We start from the raw sequence: 22,346 nt of genomic DNA, 5'->3' as shown, positions 1-22,346 counted from the left end.
CGCCCGGTCTCCCCAATCCCACACTCGCGGGCCCGGACACGGGGGTCGCCATATGCAGACGCCGGCGAAAGCCGGCGTCCCTGGTTCACTTCTTCGCGGCCTTCTTGACCACGCGCTTCTTCGCGCCCGGCTTGGGCCTGGTCGGGGTCGGGCGGCCCGCGCCGGGAATCACGAATTCGCCGAGATCGCGTCCCTTGGCGGTGTACGCGGCCAGCCAGCGTGGCTGCTTGCCGCGTCCGGTCCAGGTTTCCTTCGGATTCTCCGGATTGCGGTACTTCGGCGCGACCTTGCCGAGCTTCCGTCCCTGGCGGGCAGGCGCCGCTGGCTTGCGCGTCGCGGCCGGTCCGCCGCCGAACAGTTCCTCGATGGTATAGCCCTCGGCCCTGGCCAGGCGGGTGAGCTTGGTGCGGACCTGCGCGACCGGCGTGCGCTTGGCCAGCGCGGCCTGGCGCTTCTTCGCGGTGGTGATCAGGTTGCCGAGTTCGCGCGGCGAGAGCGTGCTGAGGTCGATCGACATCGAATTCTCCGGTTCCATAGCGGGGGAATATGTCCGTCCATGGACACAGTTATCCAGCAGGATAATCGAGCCGTCCGACCCGCAGCAATGAAAGCCGCGTGAAAAACAATGGCCCGATTATCTTCCGATAACCGGGCCATGCGGCGGAACGCCACGCGCGCGCGCTCAGCCGCGCAGTTTCTCCAGCAGCTGCGCGCGATCGAACGATTCGGCCTCGCCCGCGGTGCGCGCGCGGTATTCGAAGGTGCCTGCGGCCAGGCCGCGCTCGGACACGACCACCCGGTGCGGAATGCCGATCAGCTCGATGTCGGCGAACATCGCGCCGGGGCGCAGGCCGCGGTCGTCGAGCACCGCGTCCAGTCCGGCGGCCTGCAGTTCGGCCAGCAGGGATTCGGCGGCGGCGTCGACCGCCGCGTCCTTCTTCGGATTGATCACGCACACCGCCACGGTCCACGGCGCCATCGGCGCCGGCCAGGCGATGCCGGCGTCGTCGTGGTTCTGCTCGATGGCGGCGGCGACGATGCGCGACACGCCGATGCCGTAGCAGCCCATCGCCGGCACGGTGGCCTTGCCGGTGTCGTCGAGCACGGTGAAGCCCATCGCCTCGGAATACTTGCGGCCGAGCTGGAACACGTGGCCGACCTCGATGCCGCGGGCCAGGCGGATTTCGCCGCCGTCGGCCGCCTTCTCGCCGGCGACGACATTGCGGATGTCGGCGACCACGTCCGCCTCGGGCAGGTCGCGGCCCCAGTTCACCCCGGCGAGGTGGAAGCCGGCTTCGTTGGCGCCGACGACGAAGTCGGCCATCGCCGCGACCTCGCGGTCGGCGACGACGCGGATCTTCCGGCCGGCGGCCACCACCGGCCCCAGGAAGCCCGGTTCGCTGCCCAGGTGTTCGGCGATCTCGGCTTCGGTGGCGGCGCGGTAGTCGCCCAGGCCGGCGACCTTGGCCAGCTTGATCTCGTTGACCATGTGGTCGCCGCGCACCAGCGCCAGCACGAAGCCGTCCTCGCCCACGACGGCGACCGACTTCACGGTGCGCTGCAGGGGAATGCCCATCAGCGCGGCCACGTCCTCGCAGGTCTTCTGGGACGGGGTGTCGACCTTGCGCAGGGCCTCGCCGGCCGCCGGTCGCGGTGCCGGCGCGGCGGCCTGGGCCGCCTCCACATTGGCCGCGTACTCCGAGCCGGTGGAGAAGGCCAGCGCGTCCTCGCCGGACTCGGCGAGCACGTGGAATTCCTGCGAGGCATCGCCGCCGATCGCGCCCGAATCGGCCTGGACCGCGCGGAACTGCAGGCCCAGCCGGGTGAAGATCCGGGTGTAGGCGGCCTTCATGTTCTCGTATTCGCGCGCCAGGTCGGCGTCGGTGACGTGGAACGAGTAGGCGTCCTTCATCAGGAATTCGCGCGCGCGCATCACCCCGAAGCGCGGGCGGATCTCGTCCCGGAACTTGGTGTGGACCTGGTAGAAGTTGACCGGCAGCTGCTTGTAGCTGCCCAGCTCCTGGCGGGCGAAGTCGGTGATCGCCTCTTCCGCGGTCGGGCTGAAGCAGTATTCGGCTTCCTTGCGGTCCCTGATCTTCAGCAGCTGGCCGCCGAACTTCTCCCAGCGCCCGGTCTCCTCCCACAGCTCGCGCGGCTGGATCGTCGGCAGCTGCAGCTCGATCGCGCCGGCGCGGTCCATCTCCTGGCGGACCACGGCCTCGACCTTGCGCAGCACGCGCAGTCCCAGCGGCGACCAGGTGTACAGGCCGGCGGCGAGCTTGCGGATCATGCCGGCGCGCAGCATCAGCTTGTGGCTGACCAGTTCCGCGTCGGCCGGGGTTTCCTTGGTGGTGTGCAGGTGGAAGCGGGACAGGCGCATCGCGGGCAGGTCGTGGCGGGGGAGCGCGACATTCTGCCAGTACGGGGCCGGCCCTGCCTCGGGCGGGGCCCCCGCGGCCCAGGACAAGGCGTGCGAACCGCCGGCGGCGGCCGGCGGCCTGCACGCGACAGCGTGCGCGCAGCCGGGGCGGTGCCGAGGGCCCGGCCACGGTGGCCGGGCGGGTGGCGACGGGTCCGGTCGACCCGTGCCGGATCTGGCTTGCCGGTCAGCCGGCGGGCGGGCAGTAGGCCTTGACCGCGGCTTCGGCCAGCTCACGGTGCTGGGCGCGCTCGGCATCGCTCATGGTCTTGTCCGCCTTGCCGTCGCCATCGGTGTCCTGCTGCAGGGCGCTGCCGCTGCCGAGCAGCTGCAGGTTGCCGCGCGCGGTCGCGCACTGCGGGGTCTCGGCCGCGGCGGCCTCCGGTTCGGCGGTCTCCACGGTCTGGCCGCGGTTGTCCACGCGGCGGGTGTCGTAGCGCTGGCCGGCCGGGGGCTTGTCCGAGGAATGGGTGACGCCCTTGGCGTCCTTCCACTGGTAGACGTTGGTCGCCGACGCGCTGGCGCACAGGGTGGCGGCCAGGAGCAGCAGGCAGGACCGGGAACGGGTGCGCATCGGCGGGTCTCCAGCGGGTCGGGATGGGGCGTGCGCCGATTCCAGCACCCGGCCGCGGTGCTGGCAAGTCGCGCCGTCACGGTTCGCAGCCGCCCGGCGGGCCCGTACACTGGCGGCATGGACCTCGAACGCCCGCCGCCGCGCTCCCGCGGCATCTACCTGCTGCCCAACCTGTTCACGACCTGCGGCCTGTTCGCCGGCTTCTACGCGATCATCGCCGCGGCCAACAGCCAGTTCACCGCCGCGGCCATCGCCGTGTTCGTGGCCGGGGTCATGGACGGCATCGACGGGCGGGTGGCCCGCCTGACCGGCACCAGCAGCGCCTTCGGGGTCCAGTACGACTCCCTGGCCGACCTGGTCAGCTTCGGCCTGGCCCCGGCGCTGGTGATGTACCACTGGTCGCTGTCGGCGTTGAAGTTCGACGGCGGCACCCTGGGCCGAGTCGGCTGGGCGGTGGCTTTCCTTTACGCGGCCTGCGCGGCGCTGCGCCTGGCCCGGTTCAACACCCAGGTCGGGGTGGTCGACAAGCGCTGGTTCGTGGGCCTGGCCAGTCCGGCCGCGGCGGGGCTGATGATGTCCTTCGTCTGGGCCTTCGCCGACGGGGAACTGGGCTGGAGCGGCGAGGAACTGCGCTACGCCGCCCTGGCGGTCACCCTCTGCGCCGGCCTGCTGATGGTCAGCCGGATCCGCTACTGGAGCTTCAAGGGCACCGGCGAGGGCGGGGCGCGCGCCGACCGGGTGCCGTTCGCGGCGCTGCTGGTGGTCCCCGTGGTCATCGCGATGGTCGTGGTCGACCCGCCGCGCGTGCTGCTCGCGGTCGGCATCCTCTATGCGCTGTCCGGACCGGCGCTGGTCCTGTGGCAGCGCGGTCGGCGGCCCTCGGAACCGGCGTGAGCGCGCTTTCGCCCTGGAGTCCGCAGCAGCGGCGCTGGCTGCAGGCGCTGGGCCACGTGGTGTGGCGGCCGGGCGGCGGCGAGCCGGTCGAAACGGCGGAAGATCCCATGCCGCCGCCGCGGGCCGTGCCTCCCCGCGACGAGGGGCCGCGCCGTGCGCCCGTGGCGCCCTCCGTGGCCGAGCGGCCGTCATCCGATGCCCCACCGGCGACCCGGCCGGGCATGCGGCGGCCGGCCGGGCTGCCGGATCGCCTGCAGCTGGCGATGCTGCGGGCGTCGGGCCTCGATCCCGCCGATCCCGCCGCGCGCGAGGCGATGGCGCAATGGCCGGTGGACCGCCTGCGCGGCGATGGCGCGGCCAAGCGCGCCTTCTGGCCGCAGTTGCGCGCGATGAGGCGGCGGCCGTGAGCGTGGCCGCGTACCGTGACCTGGTGCCGTCCTGGCGCCTGCGCGCGATGCGCGACGGCGACCTGGACGCGGTCATGGCGATCGAGAAGCGTGCCTACCCGTTCCCGTGGACGCGGGGCATCTTCCGCGACTGCCTGGCGGCGGGTTACCCGGCCCTGCTCGCCCTGGAGGAGGACCGCCCCGCGGGCTACGGGGTCATGAGCATCGCCGCCGACGAGGCGCACCTGCTCAACCTGTGCACCTCGCCGGAAAGGCAGTCGCGCGGGCTCGGCCGGCACCTGCTGCGCGCGCTGATGCGGATGGCCCGCGACCGCGGCGCGCACCGGATCTTCCTCGAGGTGCGGCCGTCGAATCCCGCCGCCATCGCCCTCTACCACAGCGAGGGCTTCAACGAGATCGGCCGGCGCCCGCGCTACTACCCCGCGGCGCAGGGCCGCGAGGACGCACTGGTGATGGCGCTGGAGCTGGTCGACGGCGACATCGAGACCATGCCGCCGCTCTGACCGGGGCTAGAGCTTCCCGCGCTGCCCGCGCAGGCCTTCGAGCTGCACCCCCCAGTCGAGCAGGCGCTGCCGCTCCTGTTCGACCACCGCGGCGGGCACCTTGTCGGTGAACTTCGCCAGCTTGGCTTCGCTCTTGTCCTTCTCGGCCGACACGCGCGCGATCTCCTTGTCCAGGCGTGCGCGTTCGGCGTCGAGGTCGACCAGGCCCTCGAGCGGCACCAGCAGCTTCAGTTCGCCCACGATCGCGGCGGCGGCGGCCGGCGCGTCGGCATCGGCGGCCAGCCATTCCACCGCATCGAGCCGGAGCAGGAAGCGCAGCTGCGAATCGAACCGGCCGATGCGTGCGCGGTCGTTGCCGCCGCCGGCCTGCAGCAGCAGGCGCACCTGCTTGCCGGGCGATACGCCCAGCTCGCTGCGCACGCGGCGCAGGGCCGAGACCATCGCCTTGAGCCACTCGATGTCGGCTTCGGCGGGGGCGTAGTCCTGGCCGGCGAAGTCGGCCGGCAACGGATACGGCTGCAGCGAGATCGAGTCGCCGGCGATGCCCACGCGCGGCGCGACCTGCCGCCACAGTTCCTCGGTGACGAACGGCACCAGCGGGTGCAGCAGGCGCAGCAGCGCTTCGAGCACGTACAGCAGGGTGTGCCGGGTGCTGGCCGCCGCCTCGCGGTCGTCGCCGTTGAGGGCCGGCTTGGCCAGTTCGACGAACCAGTCGCAGAACTCGTTCCAGGCGAACTCGTACAGCGCCTGCGCCAGCAGGTCGAAGCGGTAGGCGGCGAACTGCTCCTGCGCCTGCGCGGCGACCGCGGCCAGGCGGGCGAGGATCCACTTCTCCGCGTCGGTCTTCGGCTGCGGCACGCCCGAGAACTGCGCGCCCTCGGTGTTCATCAGCACGAAGCGGCTGGCGTTCCACAGCTTGTTGCAGAAGTTCTTGTAGCCCTCGGCGCGGCCGAGGTCGAACTTGATGTCGCGGCCGTGGCCGGCCAGCGCGGCGATCGTGAAGCGCAGCGCATCGGCGCCGTGGGCGATGATGCCGTCGGGGAATTCCTTGCGCGTGGCCTTCTCGATCTTCTCGGCCAGCTTGGGCTGCATCAGCCCGCTGGTGCGCTTGGCGACCAGGTCCTCCAGCGCGATGCCGTCGATGATGTCCAGCGGGTCTAGGACGTTGCCCTTGGATTTCGACATCTTCTGGCCCTGCGCGTCGCGGATCAGACCGGTGATGTAGACGTCGCGGAACGGCACCTTCCCGGTGAAGCTGTCGGTAGCCATGATCATGCGCGCCACCCAGAAGAAGATGATGTCGAAGCCGGTGACCAGCACCGACGAGGGCAGGTAGCGGTCGAAGCCGCGCTCGGCCATTGCCTGCGCATCCGGCCAGCCCAGGGTCGAGAACGGCCACAGCTGCGAGGAGAACCAGGTCTCCAGCACGTCGCTGTCCTGGGTGAGGGCCACGTCGGCGCCCAGGCCGTGCTTGGCGCGCACTTCGGCCTCGTCGCGGCCGACGTAGCAGGTGCCGCTGGCGTCGAACCAGGCGGGGATGCGATGGCCCCACCACAGCTGGCGCGAGATGCACCAGTCCTGGATGTTCTCCATCCAGTGGCGGTAGGTGTTGATCCAGTTCGGCGGGACGAACTTCACGTCGCCCGATTCCACGAGTTCCAGCCCGCGCTTCGCCAGCAGGTCCATCTTCACGAACCACTGGTCGGTCAGGTACGGCTCGATCACCTGGCCGGTACGGTCGCCGCGCGGCACCTGCAGCTTGTGTGGCCTGGTCTCGACCAGCAGGCCCAGCTCCTCGAGGTCGGCGAGCACCGCCTTGCGCGCGTCGTAGCGGTCCAGGCCCCTGTATTTCTCCGGCGCGTTGTCGTTGAGCGCGGCCACCGGGGTGAACAGGTTGATCATCGGCAGCGAATGCCGCACGCCGACCTGGTAGTCGTTGAAGTCGTGCGCCGGGGTTACCTTGACCACGCCGGTGCCGAAGGCGCGGTCGACGTAGTCGTCGGCGATCACCGGGATGCGGCGGCCGGCCAGCGGCAGCTCGACGTCCTTGCCGACCAGCGACGCATAGCGCGGATCTTCCGGATGGACCATCGCGGCGGTGTCGCCGAGCATGGTCTCCGGGCGGGTGGTCGCCACGACCAGGTAGTCGCGGATCTCGCGCAGCCGCTCGTTGCCGTCGGCGTCCAGCTCGACATGCTCGTAGGACGCGCCATCGGCCAGCGGATAGCGGATCGACCAGAGGAAGCCGTCTTCCTCCACGTTCTCCACCTCCAGGTCGGAGATCGCGGTCTTCAGCACCGGGTCCCAGTTGACCAGCCTCTGGCCGCGGTAGATCAGGCCCTGCTCGTGCCAGCGCACGAACGCCTCGACCACCGCCGCCGACGGCTGCGGGTCCATGGTGAAGGTGCTGCGCGACCAGTCGCCCGAAGCGCCCAGCCGGCGCATCTGCCGCTCGATGATGTCGCCGGACTGCGCCTTCCAGTCCCAGACCTTGGAGATGAAGCCCTCGCGGCCCAGCGAATCGCGGCTCTCGCCCTTGCCTTCCAGCGCCAGGTTGCGGCTGACCACCATCTCGGTGGCGATGCCGGCGTGGTCGGTGCCCATCTGCCAGAGGACATCGAAGCCGCGCATGCGGTGGTAGCGGACCAGCGCGTCCATCAGCGTGTGCTGGAAGGCGTGGCCCATGTGCAGGGTGCCGGTGACGTTGGGCGGCGGCAGCAGGATCGAGTACGGCTCGCCCTGGCCGCTGGGAGTGAAGCAGCCGCTGGCCTCCCATTCGGCGTACAGGCGCGATTCGAAGGACTTGGGTTCGTAGCCGGGGGGCAGGGTGGTCATCGGGTCTTTCCATGGGTCCGCGCAGGCGCGGACGGCGGTCACATGTCGTGCTTGTTGAGGTCGTAGCCCAGCGCCTGGTACTGCTTCCAGCGCTCGCGCAGCGGGCCGCGCGCGGCCGGGTCGGCCGGTACCACCTCGAGCACGCGCTCGCAGGCGGCGCTCCAGGCGTCGTCGCGCAGGTTGATCACCAGCGGCCGCGGCGGCGCGTCGGTCCCCGGCGGAACGATCAGCACGGGGGTCAGTTCGTCCTCCTCGTCGCCGGCGATCTGGTGCGGGATGTAGGCGTCGGGGTCGAACGACCAGAGCAGGTCGTCCAGCTCCTCGGCCTGGGCCGCGTCGCGGGCCAGCACCAGGGTGAACTGGTTGGCGTCGCAGGCGCGCCGCGCCAGCTCGCAGACCAGCAGCAGCGGCTGTTCGGCGAAGCGCGGCTTGGCGATCAGGTAGAAGTCGGCGCGGGGCATGGCGTGCCGCTTACGCGGCGCGTCCTTCGGCGACGCGGTCGAGCAGCCACTGGCTCAGCAGGCCGACCGGGCGGCCGGTGGCCATGCCGCGCTTGCCCTCGTCGCTGGCCGAGCCGGCGATGTCCAGGTGCGCCCAGCGCTGGCCTTCGGCGAAGCGCGCCAGGAAGCAGCCGGCGGTGATCGCGCCGCCCCAGCGGCCGCCGATGTTGTAGACGTCGGCGAAGGTCGATTCCAGCAGGGTCTGGTACTCGTCCCACAGCGGCAGGCGCCAGGCGCGGTCGAACACGTGCTCGCCGGCGGCCAGCAGCTCGTTGGCCAGGTCGTCGTGCTTGCTCATCAGGCCGGAGGCGAACTTGCCCAGCGCGACCATGCAGGCGCCGGTCAGGGTGGCCACGTCGACCAGCGCCTGCGGCTCGAAGCGCTGCGCGTAGGTCAGTGCGTCGCACAGGATCAGGCGGCCCTCGGCGTCGGTGTTGCCGACCTCGATGGTCTTGCCGGACATGGAGGTGAGCACGTCGGACGGCCGGTAGCTGTTGCCGTCGATCGCGTTCTCCACCGCCGGGGCGATGACCACCAGGTTCAGCGGCAGCTTCATCTTCACCGCCGCCACGAACGTACCCAGCACGCTGCCGGCGCCGAGCATGTCGTACTTCATCTCCTCGATGCCGCCCTGGGTCTTGAGGTTGACGCCACCGGTGTCGAAGGTGATGCCCTTGCCGACCAGCACGTAGGGCCTGGCGTCGCCGCCGCCGGACCACTTGAGCACGACCAGCCGCGGGCGGTTGACCGAGCCGCGGGCCACGGCCAGCAGCGAGCCCATGCCCAGGGCTTCCATCTGCTGCTCGTCGAGGATCTCGGCCTGCGCGCCGGCATGCGCGGAGGCGAAGGCCTGCGCCTGCTCGGCGAGATAGGCCGGGGTACAGATGTTCGGCGGCAGGTTCCCCAGTTCGCGGGTGAAGGCCACGCCGGCGGCGATCGCCTCGCCCTGGGCCAGGGCGGTGGCATCCTCGCCGCTGATCGCCAGTTCGCGCAGGCCCGGCTCGTCCTTCTTCTTGCCGAGGGTGGCGGTGTAGCGGTAGGCCGCGTGGTCGGCGGCGATCACGGCCTGGCGGATCGCCCAGGCGGTGTCGCGGCCGCTCACGGCCACCTCGCCCAGGGTGAACAGCGCCTTGCCCACCGGGCCGGTCTTCAGCGCGCGGACCGCGTCGGCGACCGCCTTGAGGTACTGCGGCACGCCGAACTTGGCCGCCTCGCCCAGGCCCACCACCAGCACCCGCGGTGCCGCCACGCCGGGCAGGTCGTGCAGGACCAGGCTGCGCCCGGTGCGGCCGCTGAGGTCGCCGCGCTCGAGCAGGGCGCGCAGGCGGCCGCCGCTGGCCTCGTCGATGGCCTGGCCCGCGCGGGTCAGCGTCTTGTCGGCGAACGCGCCCACCACGACGCAATCGAAGGCGGCCGCGGCGGCGGACTCGCGGTTCAGGGTGAATTGCAGGGCCATTGATCAGATTCCCGGGGCAGGTCAATTACAATCGAGCGAATTCGCGGATCGTCCGGCGGCGGGCTTCGGCCCCGCCCGGCGTTTCCGCAAGCGACCCGGGATTTTATAGGACTGCCCCGCCTGATGCCGAAGCTCGACCGATACCTGATGGGCGATTTCGTCCAGAGCTTCCTGGCGACGCTGATCGTCCTGCTGGCGGTGAGCCTGGGGGGCGTGCTGGTGGACGTGCTCGGCGAGATCGCCGACGGCGGGCTGCCGGCCCGGCTGCTGCTGTCCCAGCTGGGCCTGCAGCTGCTGGTCTACCTGCCGCTGGTCCTGCCGCTGGCGCTGATGCTCGGGCTGATGCTGTCGGTGGTGCGGCTGTACCGGGACTCGGAGATGGCGGTCATCCACGCGGTCGGCGTCGGGCCGCGGCGCCTGCTGCGGCCGCTGCTGGCGGTGACCGTGCCGGTCGTGGCCGCCGTGGGCCTGTGCTCGCTGTGGCTGGGCCCGTGGGCGCAGCGCACCGGCGTGCGCCTGATCGAGCAGGCCAACCGCAGCCTGATCGTCGCCGGTCTTGAGCCGGGCCGCTTCACGTCGCTGCCCAACGACGGTGGCATCGTCTACATCGACGGCATGAGCGAGGACGGGGCCGGCCTGAAGGGCGTCTTCCTGTACCGCGACCGCGACGGCCGCATGGACGTGATGACCGCGCGCGACGGCGCCCTCCAGTTCGAAGGCGAGCGTGAGCGCTACCTGCAGCTGCGCGAGGGCCACCGGGTCGAGGGGCCGGCCGCCGCGGGCCTGGATTTCCGCCTGATGCGCTACGCGAGCAACGACGTGGCCCTGCCGGACCGCACCGAGACCCAGGCCAGCGATGCGCCGGAGCTCGCCACCACCGCCGCCCTGCTGGGCGACCCCCGGACCGAGGCGACCGCCGAGCTGCACCGGCGCGTGGCGCCGCCGCTGCTGGCCTTGGGCTTCGCCCTGCTGACGGTGCCGCTGGGCCGCAGTTCGCCGCGCCAGCAGCGCTACGGCCGGCTGATGCTGGGCTTCCTTGCCTACCTGGTCAGCGTGAACCTGATGTTCATCGGCACCCGGATGCTCGCCGAAGCCAAACTGCCGGGCCTGCTCGGCCTGTGGTGGCTGACCTTGCCGCTGCTGGCGCTGGCGAGCTGGCTGTACCTGCGCGATGGCCGGCTGGCCCGTCCGGCGAGGGCGGCCACGTGACCCTCCGCCCCCGCCTGCACGACATCTACATCGGCCGGGTGGTGCTGGCCACCGTGCTGCTGACCTGGACGGTGCTGCTGGGCTTCGACGTGGTGATGGCGCTGTCCGGCCAGGTCGGCGACCTCGGCAAGGGCAGCTACGACTTCCCCACCGCGCTGGCCTTCGTCGCCTACACGGTGCCGCGCCGCGCCTACACCATCTTCCCGTACGCGGCGGTCATCGGCTCGCTGATGGGCCTGGGCCAGCTCGCGGCGACCTCCGAGCTGACCGCGCTGCGCGCGCTGGGCCTGTCGCGGCGGCGGCTCAGCGCCTCGGCCGCGACCGCCCTGGCGCTGCTCACCGCGCTGATGGTGGTCAACGGCGAGACCCTGGCGCCGTGGGGCCAGCGGCAGGCCGACCAGCTCAAGCTCGCCGCCAAGACCAACAACGTGGCGATGGCGCGCTACCAGGGCCTCTGGGCGCGGGAAGGCGACACGTTCCTCAACGCGGTCGATGGCGAGGAACGGATCGTCGACGGGCAACGCACCCTCGAACTGCGCGACGTGCGCCTGTACCGGCTCGACGCGGAGGGCGGGCTGCACTCGCTCACGCGCGCGGCGGTGGCCCGGCACGACGCCGGCGGCTGGAGCCTGCGCGACGTGCGCCGGATCACCTTCGGCTTCAACCCCGGCTCGGCCACCGAGCAGGCGGTGGCGGAGGAGCGCTGGGATTCGCAGCTGGACCCGAACGCGCTGGCCGCCGGGGTGACCCGCGCGCGCAACCTGTCGGCCTCGGAGCTCCGGGCCGGCATCGACTACCGCACGCGCAACAACCTCGACGCGCGCGAATTCGAGGACATCTACTGGAGCCGCTGGTTCTACCCGCTCAACGTGCTGGCGCTGTGCCTGGCGGCGGTGCCGTTCGCGTTCGGCAGCCTGCGTAGCGGCGGCATGGGCAAGCGCCTGTTCCTGGGCATCGTGTTCGCACTGGGCTTCATGCTGCTGCAGATGCAGTTCGGCCGCCTGGCCGGCGCATTCCGCTTCGACTACCGCATCGCCTACGCGCTGCCGCCGGTGGTGATGCTGGCGACCTCCTGGTGGCTGTTCCGGCGCAAGTCCGGCTGAGCGTGCTCAGTCGCGCTTCGGCACCCGCAGCAGGCGGGTGCCGCTGGCACGGTCGTGCCAGGCCAGGCGGTCGCGGTCGAACCAAGCCCACCAGAACCCGAGCCCCGCGGGCAGCAGCGACAGCAGTCCCACCGCGTAGCGCAGCCACAGCGCCCGCCAGCCGGGTACGCCGCCGCCGGCCGCGACCAGCCGCAGCCGCCAGGGCCGCATGCCCAGGGTTTGCCCGCCGCGCCGCCAGCTCAGGGTGGCGTAGAGCCCGGTCAGCAGCACGCAGGCGACGAACAGCAGGCTGCTGAGCACCCCGCCCGGCGGGATGCTGTCGCGCGCGGCGTGGTGGCCGACGGTCGTGTAGCCGATGTTGAACAGCAGCGAGGTCAGCATCCACAGCGCCGCCACGGGCCAGAAATCGTAGAACAGCGCCAGCAGGCGCCAGCCGACGAGGGGCCGCGGCGTCGCCGGCGCGGGATGCGGGTCGGGGGAGGTGGCTTCCATCGGCGCACAGCATAGCGGCGCGACCGGTCCCGGGTCCGCCGCCGCTATCCTGTCGCCATGCCCGAGACGACCCGCAGCATCGCCGATCGCCGCCGCCTCGCGCGCGCACTGCCGCCGCTGCGGGACGACGACGCCCGCGCGATCGCGCGCTTCATCGAGGCTGCCTGGGCCGAACATGGCCTGGCCCGGCAGACCCAGGCCGCCTACCGGCGCGACCTCGAGCAACTGGCCCGGTGGCGGGACGGAGCGGGCGGGGGACTGCTGCGGATCGACCGCGCCGGCCTGTTCGCTTACCTGGGCTGGCGGGCCGGCCACGGCTACCAGCCACGCAGCAATGCCCGGCTGCGCGCCAGCCTGAGGGCGTTCTACGCCTACCTGGTCCGCGCCGGCGTCCGCGCGGACGATCCGGCCGCGCTGATCGACCCCCCGCGGCTGCCACGGCCGCTGCCCAAGGCGCTGACCGAGTCGCAGGTGGACGCGCTGCTCGCCGCGCCGGACGTGGATTCGCCCGAGGGCCTGCGCGACCGCGCGATGCTGGAACTGATGTACGCCGCCGGCCTGCGCGTGAGCGAGCTGGTCAACCTGCCGGCCAACGCGGTCAACCTCCGCCAGGGCGTGGTCCGGGTGCTGGGCAAGGGTGGCAAGGAGCGGCTGGTGCCGTTGGGCGAGGAGTCGCAGCACTGGCTCGAGCGGTACCTCGGCGAGGCCCGCCCGCGGCTGGCCGGGGGCAAGCCGGTGCCGGCCGATGCGCACGGCGGGGTGCCGCTGTTCCTGACCCCGCAGCGGCATGCGCCAACCCGCCAGGCCTACTGGCAGTCGCTCAAGCGCTACGCGGCGGCGGCCGGGGTCGATCCGCGCGTGGTGACCCCGCATGGCGTGCGCCACAGCTTCGCCACCCACCTGCTCAACCGCGGCGCCGACCTGCGGGCGCTGCAGCTGCTGCTCGGCCATGCCAGCCTTTCGACCACGCAGATCTACACCCTGGTCGCGCGCGAACACCTGCAGCGGCTGCACGCGCGCCACCATCCCCGCGGGTGAGGCTTCGCCGCCGCCGGGCTCGTCGCGCGAGGCCAGGCGCCATGCCGCGCCACGGCGCGGATCGGCGGCGGCGCTCTTCCCGCGCAGGCCGCGGGCGCGCACCCGCGAGGCCGGTCCACGTGAACGCGCGCAGCCCGGCGTGGCGTGCGGCACGGGGAGGCGACGTGGCTCTGTGCCAGAATCCGGCGACATTCCCCCGGATCTTCCCGTGCCCATGTCCCGAATCCTCGCCGCCGCCCTGCTCGGTGCGATCAGCCTCAGTGCCTGCGCCCAGTCGACCGCTCCCGCCCCGGGCAAGGCCCCGGCCGGCACGCCCGCGCCTGCCAGGCCGGCCGCCGCGACCGCCGGCAACGCGGACGCGAACGTGCGCCAGGCCCTGCGCGGCATCGCCCCCGACCTGGCCCCGGAATACATCGGCGCCGCGCCGTTCCCGGGGTTCCGCGAGGTACTGCTGGGCGGGCAGGTGCTCTACGTCTCCGACGACGGCCGCTACCTGATGCAGTCGCAGCCGTTCGACCTTCAGGCGCGCAAGCCGGCATCCAGCGCGGGCCTGATGGCGCACCGCCGCGACCTGCTCGCCAGCATCCCCGAGCAGGACCGCATCATCTTCGCGCCGCCGAACACCAGGCACACCATCACCGTGTTCACCGACATCGAATGCGGGTATTGCCGGCGCATGCACCAGCAGATCGCCGACTACAACCGGCTGGGGATCGCGGTCGAGTACGTCGCGTTCCCGCGGATGGGCCCCGCCAGCAAGGACTTCCGCGACATGGAATCGGTCTGGTGCGCGACCGACCGCAAGCGCGCGCTGTCCGAGGCCAAGGCCGGCCAGCCGGTGCCGAAGAAGCAGTGCACCAGCCCGGTGGCCATGCAGTACGACGTCGGCCAGCGGGTGGGCGTGAACGGCACGCCGGCGGTGTTCTCGGCCGACGGCACCCAGCTCGGCGGGTACGTGCCGCCGCAGCAGCTGCTGGACGCGCTGGAAGGACGCGGCGGCGACGCGGCAGGAGCGCCCTGAGGCGGCCACCCGGCGCCGTCCGCCCTGCGCGGACGCGCCGCGGCATCCGGGTCGCCGGCCCCGCCTGGCCGGCTCCGGTACAATGGCCGGCCTTTCCCCTGCGATTCCCCCGGACATGATCGTCCTCGAGGGCGCATCCGCCCTTTCGCCGTTCCGCCGGCAGCGGCTCGAAACCCGCCTGCAGTCCCTGGTCCCCGGCCTGCGCATCGAAGGCGCCTGGCACGTCTACTTCGTCCAGCCGGGCGGGACCAGCCCGGATCCCGCCGTCCTCCACCGCATCCTCCAGGCCGGCGACGGCCAGGCGCCGCGCGCCGAGGGCGCGCAGTCGCGCTACGTGGTGCCGCGCCTGGGCACGCGCTCGCCCTGGTCGAGCAAGGCCACCGAGCTGCTGCAGGGTGCCGGCCTGCCGGTCGCGCGGGTCGAGCGCGGCCTGCGGCTGGACCTGGCCGGATGGCCCGGGGACGCCGCGACGCAGTCGGCGGTGGCGAAGCTGCTGCACGATCCGATGACCCAGTCGCTGCTGGCTTCGCGCGAGGACGCGCAGGCGCTGTTCGCCTCGCCGCCGCGCAAGCCGCTGGAGCGGATCGCCCTGGCCGACCTGGAAGGCGCCAACCGCCGCCTGGGCCTGGCCCTGGCGGACGACGAGATCGAATACCTGCGCACGCGCTATTCGCAGCTGGGCCGCGATCCGTCGGACGTGGAACTGATGATGTTCGCCCAGGCGAACTCCGAGCACTGCCGGCACAAGATCTTCAACGCCAGCTGGACCATCGACGGGCAGGAGCAGGAACGCTCGCTGTTCCGGATGATCAAGAACACGCACCAGAAGACCCCGCAGCACACCCTCAGCGCGTACAGCGACAATGCCGCGGTGATCGCCGGGCACGTCGCCGCGCGCTACCGCCCGGACCCGGCCACCGGCGAATACCGCACCGAGGCTGCGGTGCCGTCGGCGTTCCAGATCAAGGTCGAGACCCACAACCACCCGACCGCGATCTCGCCGTTCCCGGGCGCCTCCACCGGCGCCGGCGGCGAGATCCGCGACGAGGGCGCGACCGGCCGCGGCGGCAAGCCCAAGGCCGGCCTGACCGGTTTTTCGGTCTCGCACCTGCGCATCCCGACGCTGCCGCAGCCGTGGGAGGCGCCGCGCGCGCTGAACCCGCGCATGGCGCCGGCGCTGGAGATCATGCTCGACGGCCCGCTCGGCGGCGCCGCGTTCAACAACGAGTTCGGCCGCCCGAACCTGCTCGGCTACTTCCGCAGCTTCGAGCTGGCGGAGGGTGCGTCGTCCGAAGGGACGCTCGCCCGCGCCTACGACAAGCCGATCATGCTGGCCGGCGGCCTCGGCGCGATCGACCGCGTGCAGGTCGACAAGATCCGGATGCAGCCGGGCGACGCGGTGGTCGTGCTCGGCGGGCCGGCGATGCTGATCGGCCTGGGCGGCGGCGCGGCCAGTTCGGTGGCCTCCGGCGAGAGCGCCGAGGACCTGGACTTCGCCAGCGTGCAGCGCGACAACCCGGAGATGGAGCGCCGCGTGCAGGAGGTCATCGACCGCTGCGTGGCGCTGGGCGAGCGCAACCCGATCCACTTCTTCCACGACGTCGGCGCCGGCGGCCTGTCCAACGCGATCCCCGAGCTGCTGCACGATTCGGGCGTGGGCGGGGTGATCGACCTGGGCAAGGTGCCGACCGACGACCCGTCGCTGTCGCCGCTGGAGCTGTGGTGCAACGAATCGCAGGAGCGCTACGTGCTCGGCGTGCCGGCCGACCGGCTGGAAGAGTTCGCCGCGATCTGCGCGCGCGAGCGCTGCCCGTTCGCCGCCGTCGGCGTGGCGACGGCCGAGGAGCGGCTGGTGGTCGCCTACGGCGCGGCCCCGGGCAGCATCCCGGCCGACGCGCCGATCGACCTGCCGATGGACGTGCTGTTCGGCAAGCCGCCGAAGATGCACCGCGACACCGCGCGCCCCGCCGCGCCGCGCTGGCCGGCGCTGGCCACCGCGGGCCTCGACCTGCACCAGGCCGGCCTGCGCGTGCTGGGCCATCCGACCGTGGCCTCCAAGAATTTCCTGGTCACGATCGGCGACCGCAGCGTCGGCGGCCTGACCGCGCGCGAGCAGATGATCGGCCCCTGGCAGCTGCCGCTGGCCGACTGCGCGATCACCCTGGCCGACTATGACGGCTTTGCCGGCGAGGCCATGAGCATTGGCGAGCGCACCCCGCTGGCGCTGCTCGATTCGGCGGCCGCCGCGCGGATGGCGGTGGGCGAGGCGATCACCAACCTGTGCGCCGCGCCGGTCGACGCACTGGAGCAGGTCAAACTGTCGGCGAACTGGATGGCCGCGGCCGGACATCCGGGCGAGGACGCGCTGCTGTACGAGGCCGTGCACGCCGTGGGCATGGAGCTGTGCCCGGAGCTGGAGATCAGCATCCCGGTCGGCAAGGACTCGCTGTCGATGCAGGCGCAGTGGCAGGACGGCGGCCAGGCGCACAAGTCGGTCTCGCCGGTATCGCTGGTCATTTCGGCGTTCGCGCCGGTGGCCGACGTGCGCGGCCAGCTGACCCCGCTGCTGGCCGGGGGCGAGGACAGCGAACTGTGGCTGATCGGCCTGGGCGGCGGCAAGCAGCGCCTGGGCGGTTCGGTGCTGGCCCAGGTCCACGCCGACGACGCGCCGCTGCCGGCCTTCGGCGGCGAGGTCCCCGACCTGGACGATCCCGAGCGGCTGCGCAGCTTCTTCGCGCTGGTCCGCGATGCACGGGACGCCGGCCTGCTGCTGGCCTACCACGACCGCAGCGACGGCGGCGCCTTCGCCGTGCTGTGCGAGATGGCCTTCGCCTCGCGCCGCGGCCTGGACATCACCCTGGATGCCTGGGGCGACGACCCGTTCCGGACCCTGTTCAACGAGGAACTGGGCGCGGTGGTGCAGGTCGCCGACGAGGACCGCGCCGCGTTCGCCGACCTGGTCGAGCGCCATGCGCTGACCGAGTGCGCGCAGCGCATCGCACGCCCGACCGCCGCGCCGAAGGTCCGGGTGCGCGCGGAAGGCAGCGTGCTCGCCGAGTGGCGCTGGGAAGAACTGTTCGATGCCTGGTGGTCGGTGACCCACGCCATGCAGAGGCTGCGCGACAACCCCGACAGCGCCGACGAGGAGCGGGCCATCGCCCGCGACTTCGCCGCGCCCGGGCTGAAGCCGAAGCTGGGGTTCGACCCGGCCGAGGACGTGGCCGCGCCGTTCGTCGCGAAAGGCGCCCGCCCGCGGGTGGCGATCCTGCGCGAGCAGGGCGTCAACAGCCACATCGAGATGGCCCGCGCGTTCGACCGCGCCGGCTTCGTTCCGGTCGACGTGCACATGAGCGACCTGGTCGCCGGGCGTCTTGCGCTGGACGGCTTCGCCGGCCTGGCCGCATGCGGCGGCTTCAGCTATGGCGACGTGCTGGGCGCGGGCCGTGGCTGGGCGACCTCGATCCTCGAGCGCCCGGCGCTGCGCGACGCGTTCGCGGCGTTCTTCGCCCGTTCCGACACCTTCTCGCTGGGCGTGTGCAACGGCTGCCAGATGATGAGCCAGCTCAAGGACATCATTCCCGGCGCGCGGCACTGGCCGAAGTTCCTGCGCAACCGCAGCGAGCAGTTCGAGGCGCGCACCAGCCTGCTCGAGGTGGTCGAGTCGCCTTCGGTCCTGCTGCGTGGCATGGCCGGCTCGCGGATCCCGGTCGCCGTCGCCCATGGCGAAGGCCGCGCGGAGTTCGACAGCGCCGCCGACCAGGCCGCCGCGCGCGTGGCCCTGCGCTACGTGGACGGCAACGGCGCGGTGGCCAGCGCCTATCCGCTCAACCCCAACGGCTCGCCCGAGGGCATCACCGGCCTGTCCAGCGATGACGGCCGCGCGACCATCCTGATGCCGCACCCGGAGCGGGTGGCGCGCAGCGTCAACCTCAGCTGGCATCCGGCGGAGTGGGACGGGGACTCGCCGTGGATGCGGATGTTCCGCAATGCGCGGGCCTGGGTCGGCTGAGCGGCCGACCCGACCGCAGCGACGGCGCCTGCGGGCGCCGTCGTCGTCTGTGGCGCCCGCCGGGGCGTGCTCCATCGTGGCGCCCGCCGCGCCCGTCGATGGCCGCTACCGGCGGGGGCCCTGCTAAAGTCTGCGCAGTTTTCCGACCGATCCGCGCCCCGACGTGAGCGACCTGCCCATCGTGCTGCTGCCGCTCGCCTCCGACGAGGACGCACTCGATGCCTGCCTGGCCGCGCTGGAGGCGGCCACGCCCGCCGGCACGCCGGTCTGGCTGGCCGACGACGCGCAGGCCGGCCCGCGCGGCGTGGCGATCGTCGAGCGTTGGCTGCAGCGCACCCGGTTGCGTGCGGAGTACACCCGGCGCGCGCACCCGATCGGCGAATCCGCGCACCTGCAGGAAATGCTGGACGCCTGCGGCGACGCCGACGTCGTGGTGCTGGCGGCGGATGCGCAGCCGCTGCCCGGGTGGCTTCCGCAGCTGGCCGCCTGCCTGGCGCGCGACGCGGCGATCGCCACGGCCACCCCGTGGTGCAACGCCGGCGAGACCGCGGGCTGGCCGCGGCTCGGCGAGATATCGCCCGCGCCGGCCGACCCGGCGCTGACCGTGCAGGCGTGCGCGGCGATGGCGCCGCGGCACCCCGAACTGCCTGCGGCGGTCGGCCATGCCGTCGCCTTGCGCGGCTCTGCGCGCCGTCGCGCCGGCGGGCTGGACACCGAAAGCTTCGGCTCCTGGTACGCGGCCCTGACCGACCTGTCGCTGCGCCTGTCCGGGCTGGGCTGGCGCAACGTGCTGTGCGAGACCGCGTTCGTCGCGCGGGGCGGCGAGGGTGGCCCCGCCGACGGCGACCTGGACGTGCTCGCCGCGCGCTGGCCGGCGTGGCACTCGCGGCTGGCCGCGTTCCTGATGTCCGATCCCCTGCGCGAGCCGCGCGAGCACCTGCAGGCGCTGCACCGGCAGATGCGGGAACACCCGCAGCACGACCTGTTCGCCCCGCAGGACGCGACCCCGTGACCGGAGACGCAGCGGGCGCGGCCGACATCGCCGCGGTCGTGGTGAGCTACCGCAGCGCGTCCACCCTCGACGCCTGCCTGCTGCGGCTGCGTTCGGCGCGCCGCGTGGCGCAGATCCGGGTGGTGGACAACGGTTCGGACGACGGCACCCTGGAGATCCTGCAGCGGCACGCGCTGGCCGATCCACGGCTGCGCTTCATCGCCAATCCCGACAACCCCGGGTTCGCGGTCGCCTGCAACCAGGGCGCGGCCGACAGCGACTCGCCCTGGCTCGCATTCGTGAACCCGGACCTGGAAGTACGGCCCGATTCGCTCGAACGGTTGCGCGCGCACGTGCTGGCCGCCGGCGGCGACGCGCTGGTCGGGGCGGACCTGCATGGCGAGGACGGCATGCGCGACGGCGCGGCGCGGCGGCGCGATCCGGATTTCGGCGCCATGCTCCGCGCCCCCGGCGCGGCGGCCCGCCTGGACCTGCCCATGGATGCCTCGCGCGCGCTGCAGCCGGTCGATGCGGTATCGGGGGCGCTGATGCTCATGCCGCGCACGCTCTTCGGCCGCATCGGCGGGTTCGACGAGGGCTACCGCCTGCATGCCGAGGACCTGGACCTGTGCCGGCGCGCCCGCGCCGCGGGGGCCTGCATCGCGGTGGCCAACGACGTGCCGGTGCTGCACCTGCGCGGCGTGTCGAGCCGCTCGCGGCCGCTGTTCGTGGAATGGCACAAGCACCGGGGGCTGTGGCGCTACTTCCGCAAGTTCGAGGCCGCCCGCCGCGGGCCGGTGACGCGCGTGGCGGTATTCGCGGCGATCTGGGCCCACTTCCTGGCCAAGCTGCCGGCTATGCTGCTTCGACGCTGACCGGCGCCCAAGGAGGCGGACGTGGCGATCGTGCCCTCGCTGCTCGACACCGACCTGTACAAGCTCACGATGATGCAGGCGGTGCTGCACCAGCACCCCGGCGCGCAGGTCGAATACCTGTTCCGCTGCCGCACGCCCGGGGTCGACCTGCTGCCCTTCATGGACCGCATCTCGGCGCAGGTCGACGCGCTCTGCGCCCTGCGCATGCAGCCGGAGGAGCTCGACTACCTGCGCGGCCTTCGCTTCATCAAGCCGGACTTCGTCGATTTCCTCGGCCTGTTCCATTTCGACCGCAAGTACGTGCAGCTGCGCGCCAACCCGGCCGAGAACGGTGGCATCGAACTGCGCCTGCGCGGGCCGTGGCTGCACACGATCCTGTTCGAGGTCCCGCTGCTGGCGATCATCAGCGAGACCTGGATGCAGGGCGTGCATGGCCCGCCCGACCGGAGCGAGGGCCTGCGCCGGCTGCGGGCCAAGACCGCGCGCCTGCGCGATGCGGTCGGTTTCGACGGGTGCGTGATCACCGACTTCGGCACCCGCCGCCGCTATTCGCACGCATGGCACGGCGAGGTGCTGCCCCACCTGCGGGCCGAACTGGGCGAGCACTTCGTGGGGACGTCCAACGTGCATTTCGCGCGGCAGCTGGGCCTCGTGCCGCAGGGCACGATGGCCCACGAATGGCTGCAGGCGTTCCAGGCCCTGGGGCCGCGCCTGCGCGACTCGCAGGTCGCCGCCTTCGAGACCTGGGCGCGCGAGTACCGTGGCGACCTGGGCGTCGCGCTGACCGACGTCATCGGCCTGGACGCCTTCCTGCGCGACTTCGACCTGTACTTCTGCAAGCTGTTCGACGGGATGCGCCACGACTCCGGCGATCCGTTCGAATGGGGCGAGCGGATCATCGGGCACCTGGCGGCGCAGCGGATCGACCCGCGCACCAAGACCCTGGTCTTCAGCGACGGCCTGGACATGGAGCGGGTCATGGCGCTGTACCAGCGCTTCCGCGGCCGCTGCCGGATGTCGTTCGGGATCGGCACCAACCTCACCAACGACCTCGGACCCGCGCCCCTGCAGATCGTGCTGAAGATGGTCCGCTGCAACGGCCAGCCGGTGGCGAAGCTGAGCGACACGCCGGGCAAGACGATGGTCGACGACGAGGGCTACCTGGCCTACCTGCGCCAGGTGTTCGGGTCGCCGGCGGCGTAGTGGAGCCGCGCTGCCGGCGGCAGCGCCCCTGTGATGGAGGAACGGATCATGGTTCGGATACTCGGCATCTCCGGAAGCCTGCGCGCGGGCTCGTTGAACACGGCGCTGCTGCATGCCGCGCGCGAGGCGGCGGTGCCTGGCCTGGAACTGGAAGCGGCCACCTTGCACGGCATCCCGCTGTACGACGGCGACCTGGAGCAGCGCGAAGGCATTCCTGCGGCGGTGGCCGCGCTGAAGGCGCGGATCATGGCCAGCGACGGGCTGCTGCTGGTTACGCCCGAGTACAACAACGGCATCCCCGGGGTGTTCAAGAACGCGGTCGACTGGCTGTCGCGGCCGGCGTCGGGGATCGCCGAGGTGTTCGGCGACCGGCCGGTGGCGGTCATGGGCGCCTCTCCCGGCGGGTTCGGCACGATCCTCGCGCAGGACGCATGGCTGCCGGTCCTGCGGACCCTCGGGGCACGGTTCTGGGCGGGCGGCCGGCTGATGGTGTCCAAGGCGGGGCAGGCATTCGACGCCGATGGACGCCTGGTCGACGACCGCGCCCGGCAGCAGTTGGCGCATTTCCTTGCCGGGTACCGGGATGCGATTGAAAGGTAACCGGTGGTCATTAAATTTTCGTGCGGTTATGCGACAGCGCTGACATTCGAGGCGGATCGCACCAGGCGCATGCGCAATCCGCGCCTCTTGGCGCCATTAGATGCACCCATACGCTCAAAACGCCGCGGGGGCATTCCAATCCAATATGGGTCGGCGGAGACAGATTCCGCGGGCGGATGACCGTTTCCGGGGCAACGGGATTTCTGTTGCGCTGCAC

The 22,346-nt window shown here is 72.2% G+C and carries 19 protein-coding genes; 12 read left to right on the top strand and 7 right to left on the bottom strand.

Annotated features, from left to right (window positions below):
• Nucleotides 1–85 precede the first annotated feature (85 nt).
• The 3 genes from ACA089_RS09125 to ACA089_RS09115 form a co-directional block, all read right to left on the bottom strand.
• Complete coding sequence (locus tag ACA089_RS09125; protein WP_372015976.1) at nucleotides 86–517, bottom strand: H-NS histone family protein; 432 nt, start codon at nucleotides 515–517, stop codon at nucleotides 86–88.
• Nucleotides 518–682: 165 nt separating this feature from the next.
• Nucleotides 683–2,380: a proline--tRNA ligase gene (locus ACA089_RS09120; RefSeq protein ID WP_372015974.1), complete on the bottom strand. Its 1,698-nt coding sequence runs from the start codon at nucleotides 2,378–2,380 to the stop codon at nucleotides 683–685.
• Nucleotides 2,381–2,606: 226 nt separating this feature from the next.
• Nucleotides 2,607–2,993, bottom strand: a complete 387-nt coding sequence (locus ACA089_RS09115) for a DUF4124 domain-containing protein (protein ID WP_372015971.1) — start codon at nucleotides 2,991–2,993, stop codon at nucleotides 2,607–2,609.
• 117 nt (nucleotides 2,994–3,110) lie between these two features.
• On the opposite strand from ACA089_RS09115, the gene pssA reads away from it, so the two are divergent.
• The 3 genes from pssA to rimI are packed head-to-tail and all read left to right on the top strand — an operon-like array spanning nucleotide 3,111 to nucleotide 4,797.
• The gene (pssA, locus tag ACA089_RS09110) at nucleotides 3,111–3,887 is read left to right on the top strand and encodes a CDP-diacylglycerol--serine O-phosphatidyltransferase (protein WP_372015970.1); all 777 of its coding nucleotides are present in this window, start codon (nucleotides 3,111–3,113) and stop codon (nucleotides 3,885–3,887) included.
• Nucleotides 3,884–4,294, top strand: a complete 411-nt coding sequence (locus ACA089_RS09105; protein ID WP_372015967.1) for an alanine acetyltransferase — start codon at nucleotides 3,884–3,886, stop codon at nucleotides 4,292–4,294. The genes pssA and ACA089_RS09105 overlap by 4 nt, the downstream gene beginning before the upstream one ends.
• A 47-nt stretch (nucleotides 4,295–4,341) precedes the next feature.
• Nucleotides 4,342–4,797, top strand: coding sequence for a ribosomal protein S18-alanine N-acetyltransferase (gene rimI / locus ACA089_RS09100; protein ID WP_372017729.1), 456 nt, complete (start codon nucleotides 4,342–4,344; stop codon nucleotides 4,795–4,797).
• Nucleotides 4,798–4,803: 6 nt separating this feature from the next.
• Here the strand turns inward: rimI and ACA089_RS09095 are convergent, their stop codons facing one another.
• The 3 genes from ACA089_RS09095 to ACA089_RS09085 are packed head-to-tail and all read right to left on the bottom strand — an operon-like array spanning nucleotide 4,804 to nucleotide 9,588.
• Nucleotides 4,804–7,632, bottom strand: coding sequence for a valine--tRNA ligase (locus ACA089_RS09095; protein ID WP_372015964.1), 2,829 nt, complete (start codon nucleotides 7,630–7,632; stop codon nucleotides 4,804–4,806).
• A 38-nt stretch (nucleotides 7,633–7,670) separates the two neighbouring features.
• The gene (locus ACA089_RS09090) at nucleotides 7,671–8,093 is read right to left on the bottom strand and encodes a DNA polymerase III subunit chi (RefSeq protein ID WP_372015961.1); all 423 of its coding nucleotides are present in this window, start codon (nucleotides 8,091–8,093) and stop codon (nucleotides 7,671–7,673) included.
• Between the two features lie 10 nt (nucleotides 8,094–8,103).
• Nucleotides 8,104–9,588 (bottom strand): leucyl aminopeptidase, encoded by a 1,485-nt coding sequence (locus ACA089_RS09085; RefSeq protein ID WP_372015958.1) that lies wholly within the window; start codon nucleotides 9,586–9,588, stop codon nucleotides 8,104–8,106.
• A 123-nt stretch (nucleotides 9,589–9,711) separates the two neighbouring features.
• Between ACA089_RS09085 and lptF the strand changes: the two genes are divergently transcribed.
• Nucleotides 9,712–10,797 carry an LPS export ABC transporter permease LptF gene (gene lptF, locus ACA089_RS09080; RefSeq protein ID WP_372015956.1) on the top strand — a complete coding sequence of 362 codons (1,086 nt, stop codon included), beginning with the start codon at nucleotides 9,712–9,714 and terminating at the stop codon, nucleotides 10,795–10,797.
• Entirely contained in the window at nucleotides 10,743–11,900 is a 1,158-nt protein-coding gene (gene lptG / locus ACA089_RS09075; RefSeq protein WP_372017727.1) for an LPS export ABC transporter permease LptG, read from the top strand. The genes lptF and lptG overlap by 55 nt, the downstream gene beginning before the upstream one ends.
• Nucleotides 11,901–11,906: 6 nt before the next feature.
• On the opposite strand, the gene ACA089_RS09070 is transcribed toward lptG, so the two are convergent.
• A complete protein-coding gene (locus ACA089_RS09070) occupies nucleotides 11,907–12,392 on the bottom strand; it encodes an RDD family protein (protein ID WP_372015953.1) in 486 nt (161 codons plus the stop codon).
• A gap of 57 nt (nucleotides 12,393–12,449) precedes the next feature.
• Between ACA089_RS09070 and xerD the strand changes: the two genes are divergently transcribed.
• The 7 genes from xerD (at nucleotide 12,450) to ACA089_RS09035 (ending at nucleotide 22,129) form a co-directional block, all read left to right on the top strand.
• Complete coding sequence (xerD, locus tag ACA089_RS09065; RefSeq protein WP_372015951.1) at nucleotides 12,450–13,430, top strand: site-specific tyrosine recombinase XerD; 981 nt, start codon at nucleotides 12,450–12,452, stop codon at nucleotides 13,428–13,430.
• 214 nt (nucleotides 13,431–13,644) lie between these two features.
• Nucleotides 13,645–14,451 (top strand): thioredoxin fold domain-containing protein, encoded by an 807-nt coding sequence (locus ACA089_RS09060; protein WP_372015949.1) that lies wholly within the window; start codon nucleotides 13,645–13,647, stop codon nucleotides 14,449–14,451.
• A 115-nt stretch (nucleotides 14,452–14,566) separates the two neighbouring features.
• Nucleotides 14,567–18,460 carry a phosphoribosylformylglycinamidine synthase gene (purL, locus tag ACA089_RS09055; protein ID WP_372015946.1) on the top strand — a complete coding sequence of 1,298 codons (3,894 nt, stop codon included), beginning with the start codon at nucleotides 14,567–14,569 and terminating at the stop codon, nucleotides 18,458–18,460.
• A 163-nt stretch (nucleotides 18,461–18,623) separates the two neighbouring features.
• Entirely contained in the window at nucleotides 18,624–19,472 is an 849-nt protein-coding gene (locus ACA089_RS09050; RefSeq protein WP_372015943.1) for a glycosyltransferase family 2 protein, read from the top strand.
• Nucleotides 19,469–20,326: a glycosyltransferase family 2 protein gene (locus ACA089_RS09045; protein WP_372015942.1), complete on the top strand. Its 858-nt coding sequence runs from the start codon at nucleotides 19,469–19,471 to the stop codon at nucleotides 20,324–20,326. Before ACA089_RS09050 ends, ACA089_RS09045 begins: the two co-directional genes overlap by 4 nt.
• A gap of 21 nt (nucleotides 20,327–20,347) precedes the next feature.
• Nucleotides 20,348–21,529, top strand: a complete 1,182-nt coding sequence (pncB, locus tag ACA089_RS09040) for a nicotinate phosphoribosyltransferase (protein ID WP_372015939.1) — start codon at nucleotides 20,348–20,350, stop codon at nucleotides 21,527–21,529.
• Between the two features lie 48 nt (nucleotides 21,530–21,577).
• Nucleotides 21,578–22,129 carry an NADPH-dependent FMN reductase gene (locus ACA089_RS09035; RefSeq protein ID WP_372015936.1) on the top strand — a complete coding sequence of 184 codons (552 nt, stop codon included), beginning with the start codon at nucleotides 21,578–21,580 and terminating at the stop codon, nucleotides 22,127–22,129.
• The last annotated feature ends 217 nt before the right edge of the window (nucleotides 22,130–22,346 follow it).

Source organism: Pseudoxanthomonas fibrivorans (genome assembly GCF_041464125.1).
Lineage (GTDB): Bacteria > Pseudomonadota > Gammaproteobacteria > Xanthomonadales > Xanthomonadaceae > Pseudoxanthomonas.
This window is presented reverse-complemented; position numbering and strand designations above follow the sequence as displayed.

Bases quoted from the DNA above. Each gene is read 5' to 3' on its own strand.
- ACA089_RS09125 (WP_372015976.1), bottom strand. From the start codon at position 517: ATGTCGATCGACCTCAGCACGCTCTCGCCGCGCGAACTCGGCAACCTG.
- ACA089_RS09120 (WP_372015974.1), bottom strand. From the start codon at position 2,380: ATGCGCCTGTCCCGCTTCCACCTGCACACCACCAAGGAAACCCCGGCC.
- ACA089_RS09115 (WP_372015971.1), bottom strand. From the start codon at position 2,993: ATGCGCACCCGTTCCCGGTCCTGCCTGCTGCTCCTGGCCGCCACCCTG.
- pssA (WP_372015970.1), top strand. From the start codon at position 3,111: ATGGACCTCGAACGCCCGCCGCCGCGCTCCCGCGGCATCTACCTGCTG.
- rimI (WP_372017729.1), top strand. From the start codon at position 4,342: ATGCGCGACGGCGACCTGGACGCGGTCATGGCGATCGAGAAGCGTGCC.
- ACA089_RS09095 (WP_372015964.1), bottom strand. From the start codon at position 7,632: ATGACCACCCTGCCCCCCGGCTACGAACCCAAGTCCTTCGAATCGCGC.
- ACA089_RS09090 (WP_372015961.1), bottom strand. From the start codon at position 8,093: ATGCCCCGCGCCGACTTCTACCTGATCGCCAAGCCGCGCTTCGCCGAA.
- ACA089_RS09085 (WP_372015958.1), bottom strand. From the start codon at position 9,588: ATGGCCCTGCAATTCACCCTGAACCGCGAGTCCGCCGCCGCGGCCGCC.
- lptF (WP_372015956.1), top strand. From the start codon at position 9,712: ATGCCGAAGCTCGACCGATACCTGATGGGCGATTTCGTCCAGAGCTTC.
- ACA089_RS09070 (WP_372015953.1), bottom strand. From the start codon at position 12,392: ATGGAAGCCACCTCCCCCGACCCGCATCCCGCGCCGGCGACGCCGCGG.
- xerD (WP_372015951.1), top strand. From the start codon at position 12,450: ATGCCCGAGACGACCCGCAGCATCGCCGATCGCCGCCGCCTCGCGCGC.
- ACA089_RS09060 (WP_372015949.1), top strand. From the start codon at position 13,645: ATGTCCCGAATCCTCGCCGCCGCCCTGCTCGGTGCGATCAGCCTCAGT.
- purL (WP_372015946.1), top strand. From the start codon at position 14,567: ATGATCGTCCTCGAGGGCGCATCCGCCCTTTCGCCGTTCCGCCGGCAG.
- ACA089_RS09035 (WP_372015936.1), top strand. From the start codon at position 21,578: ATGGTTCGGATACTCGGCATCTCCGGAAGCCTGCGCGCGGGCTCGTTG.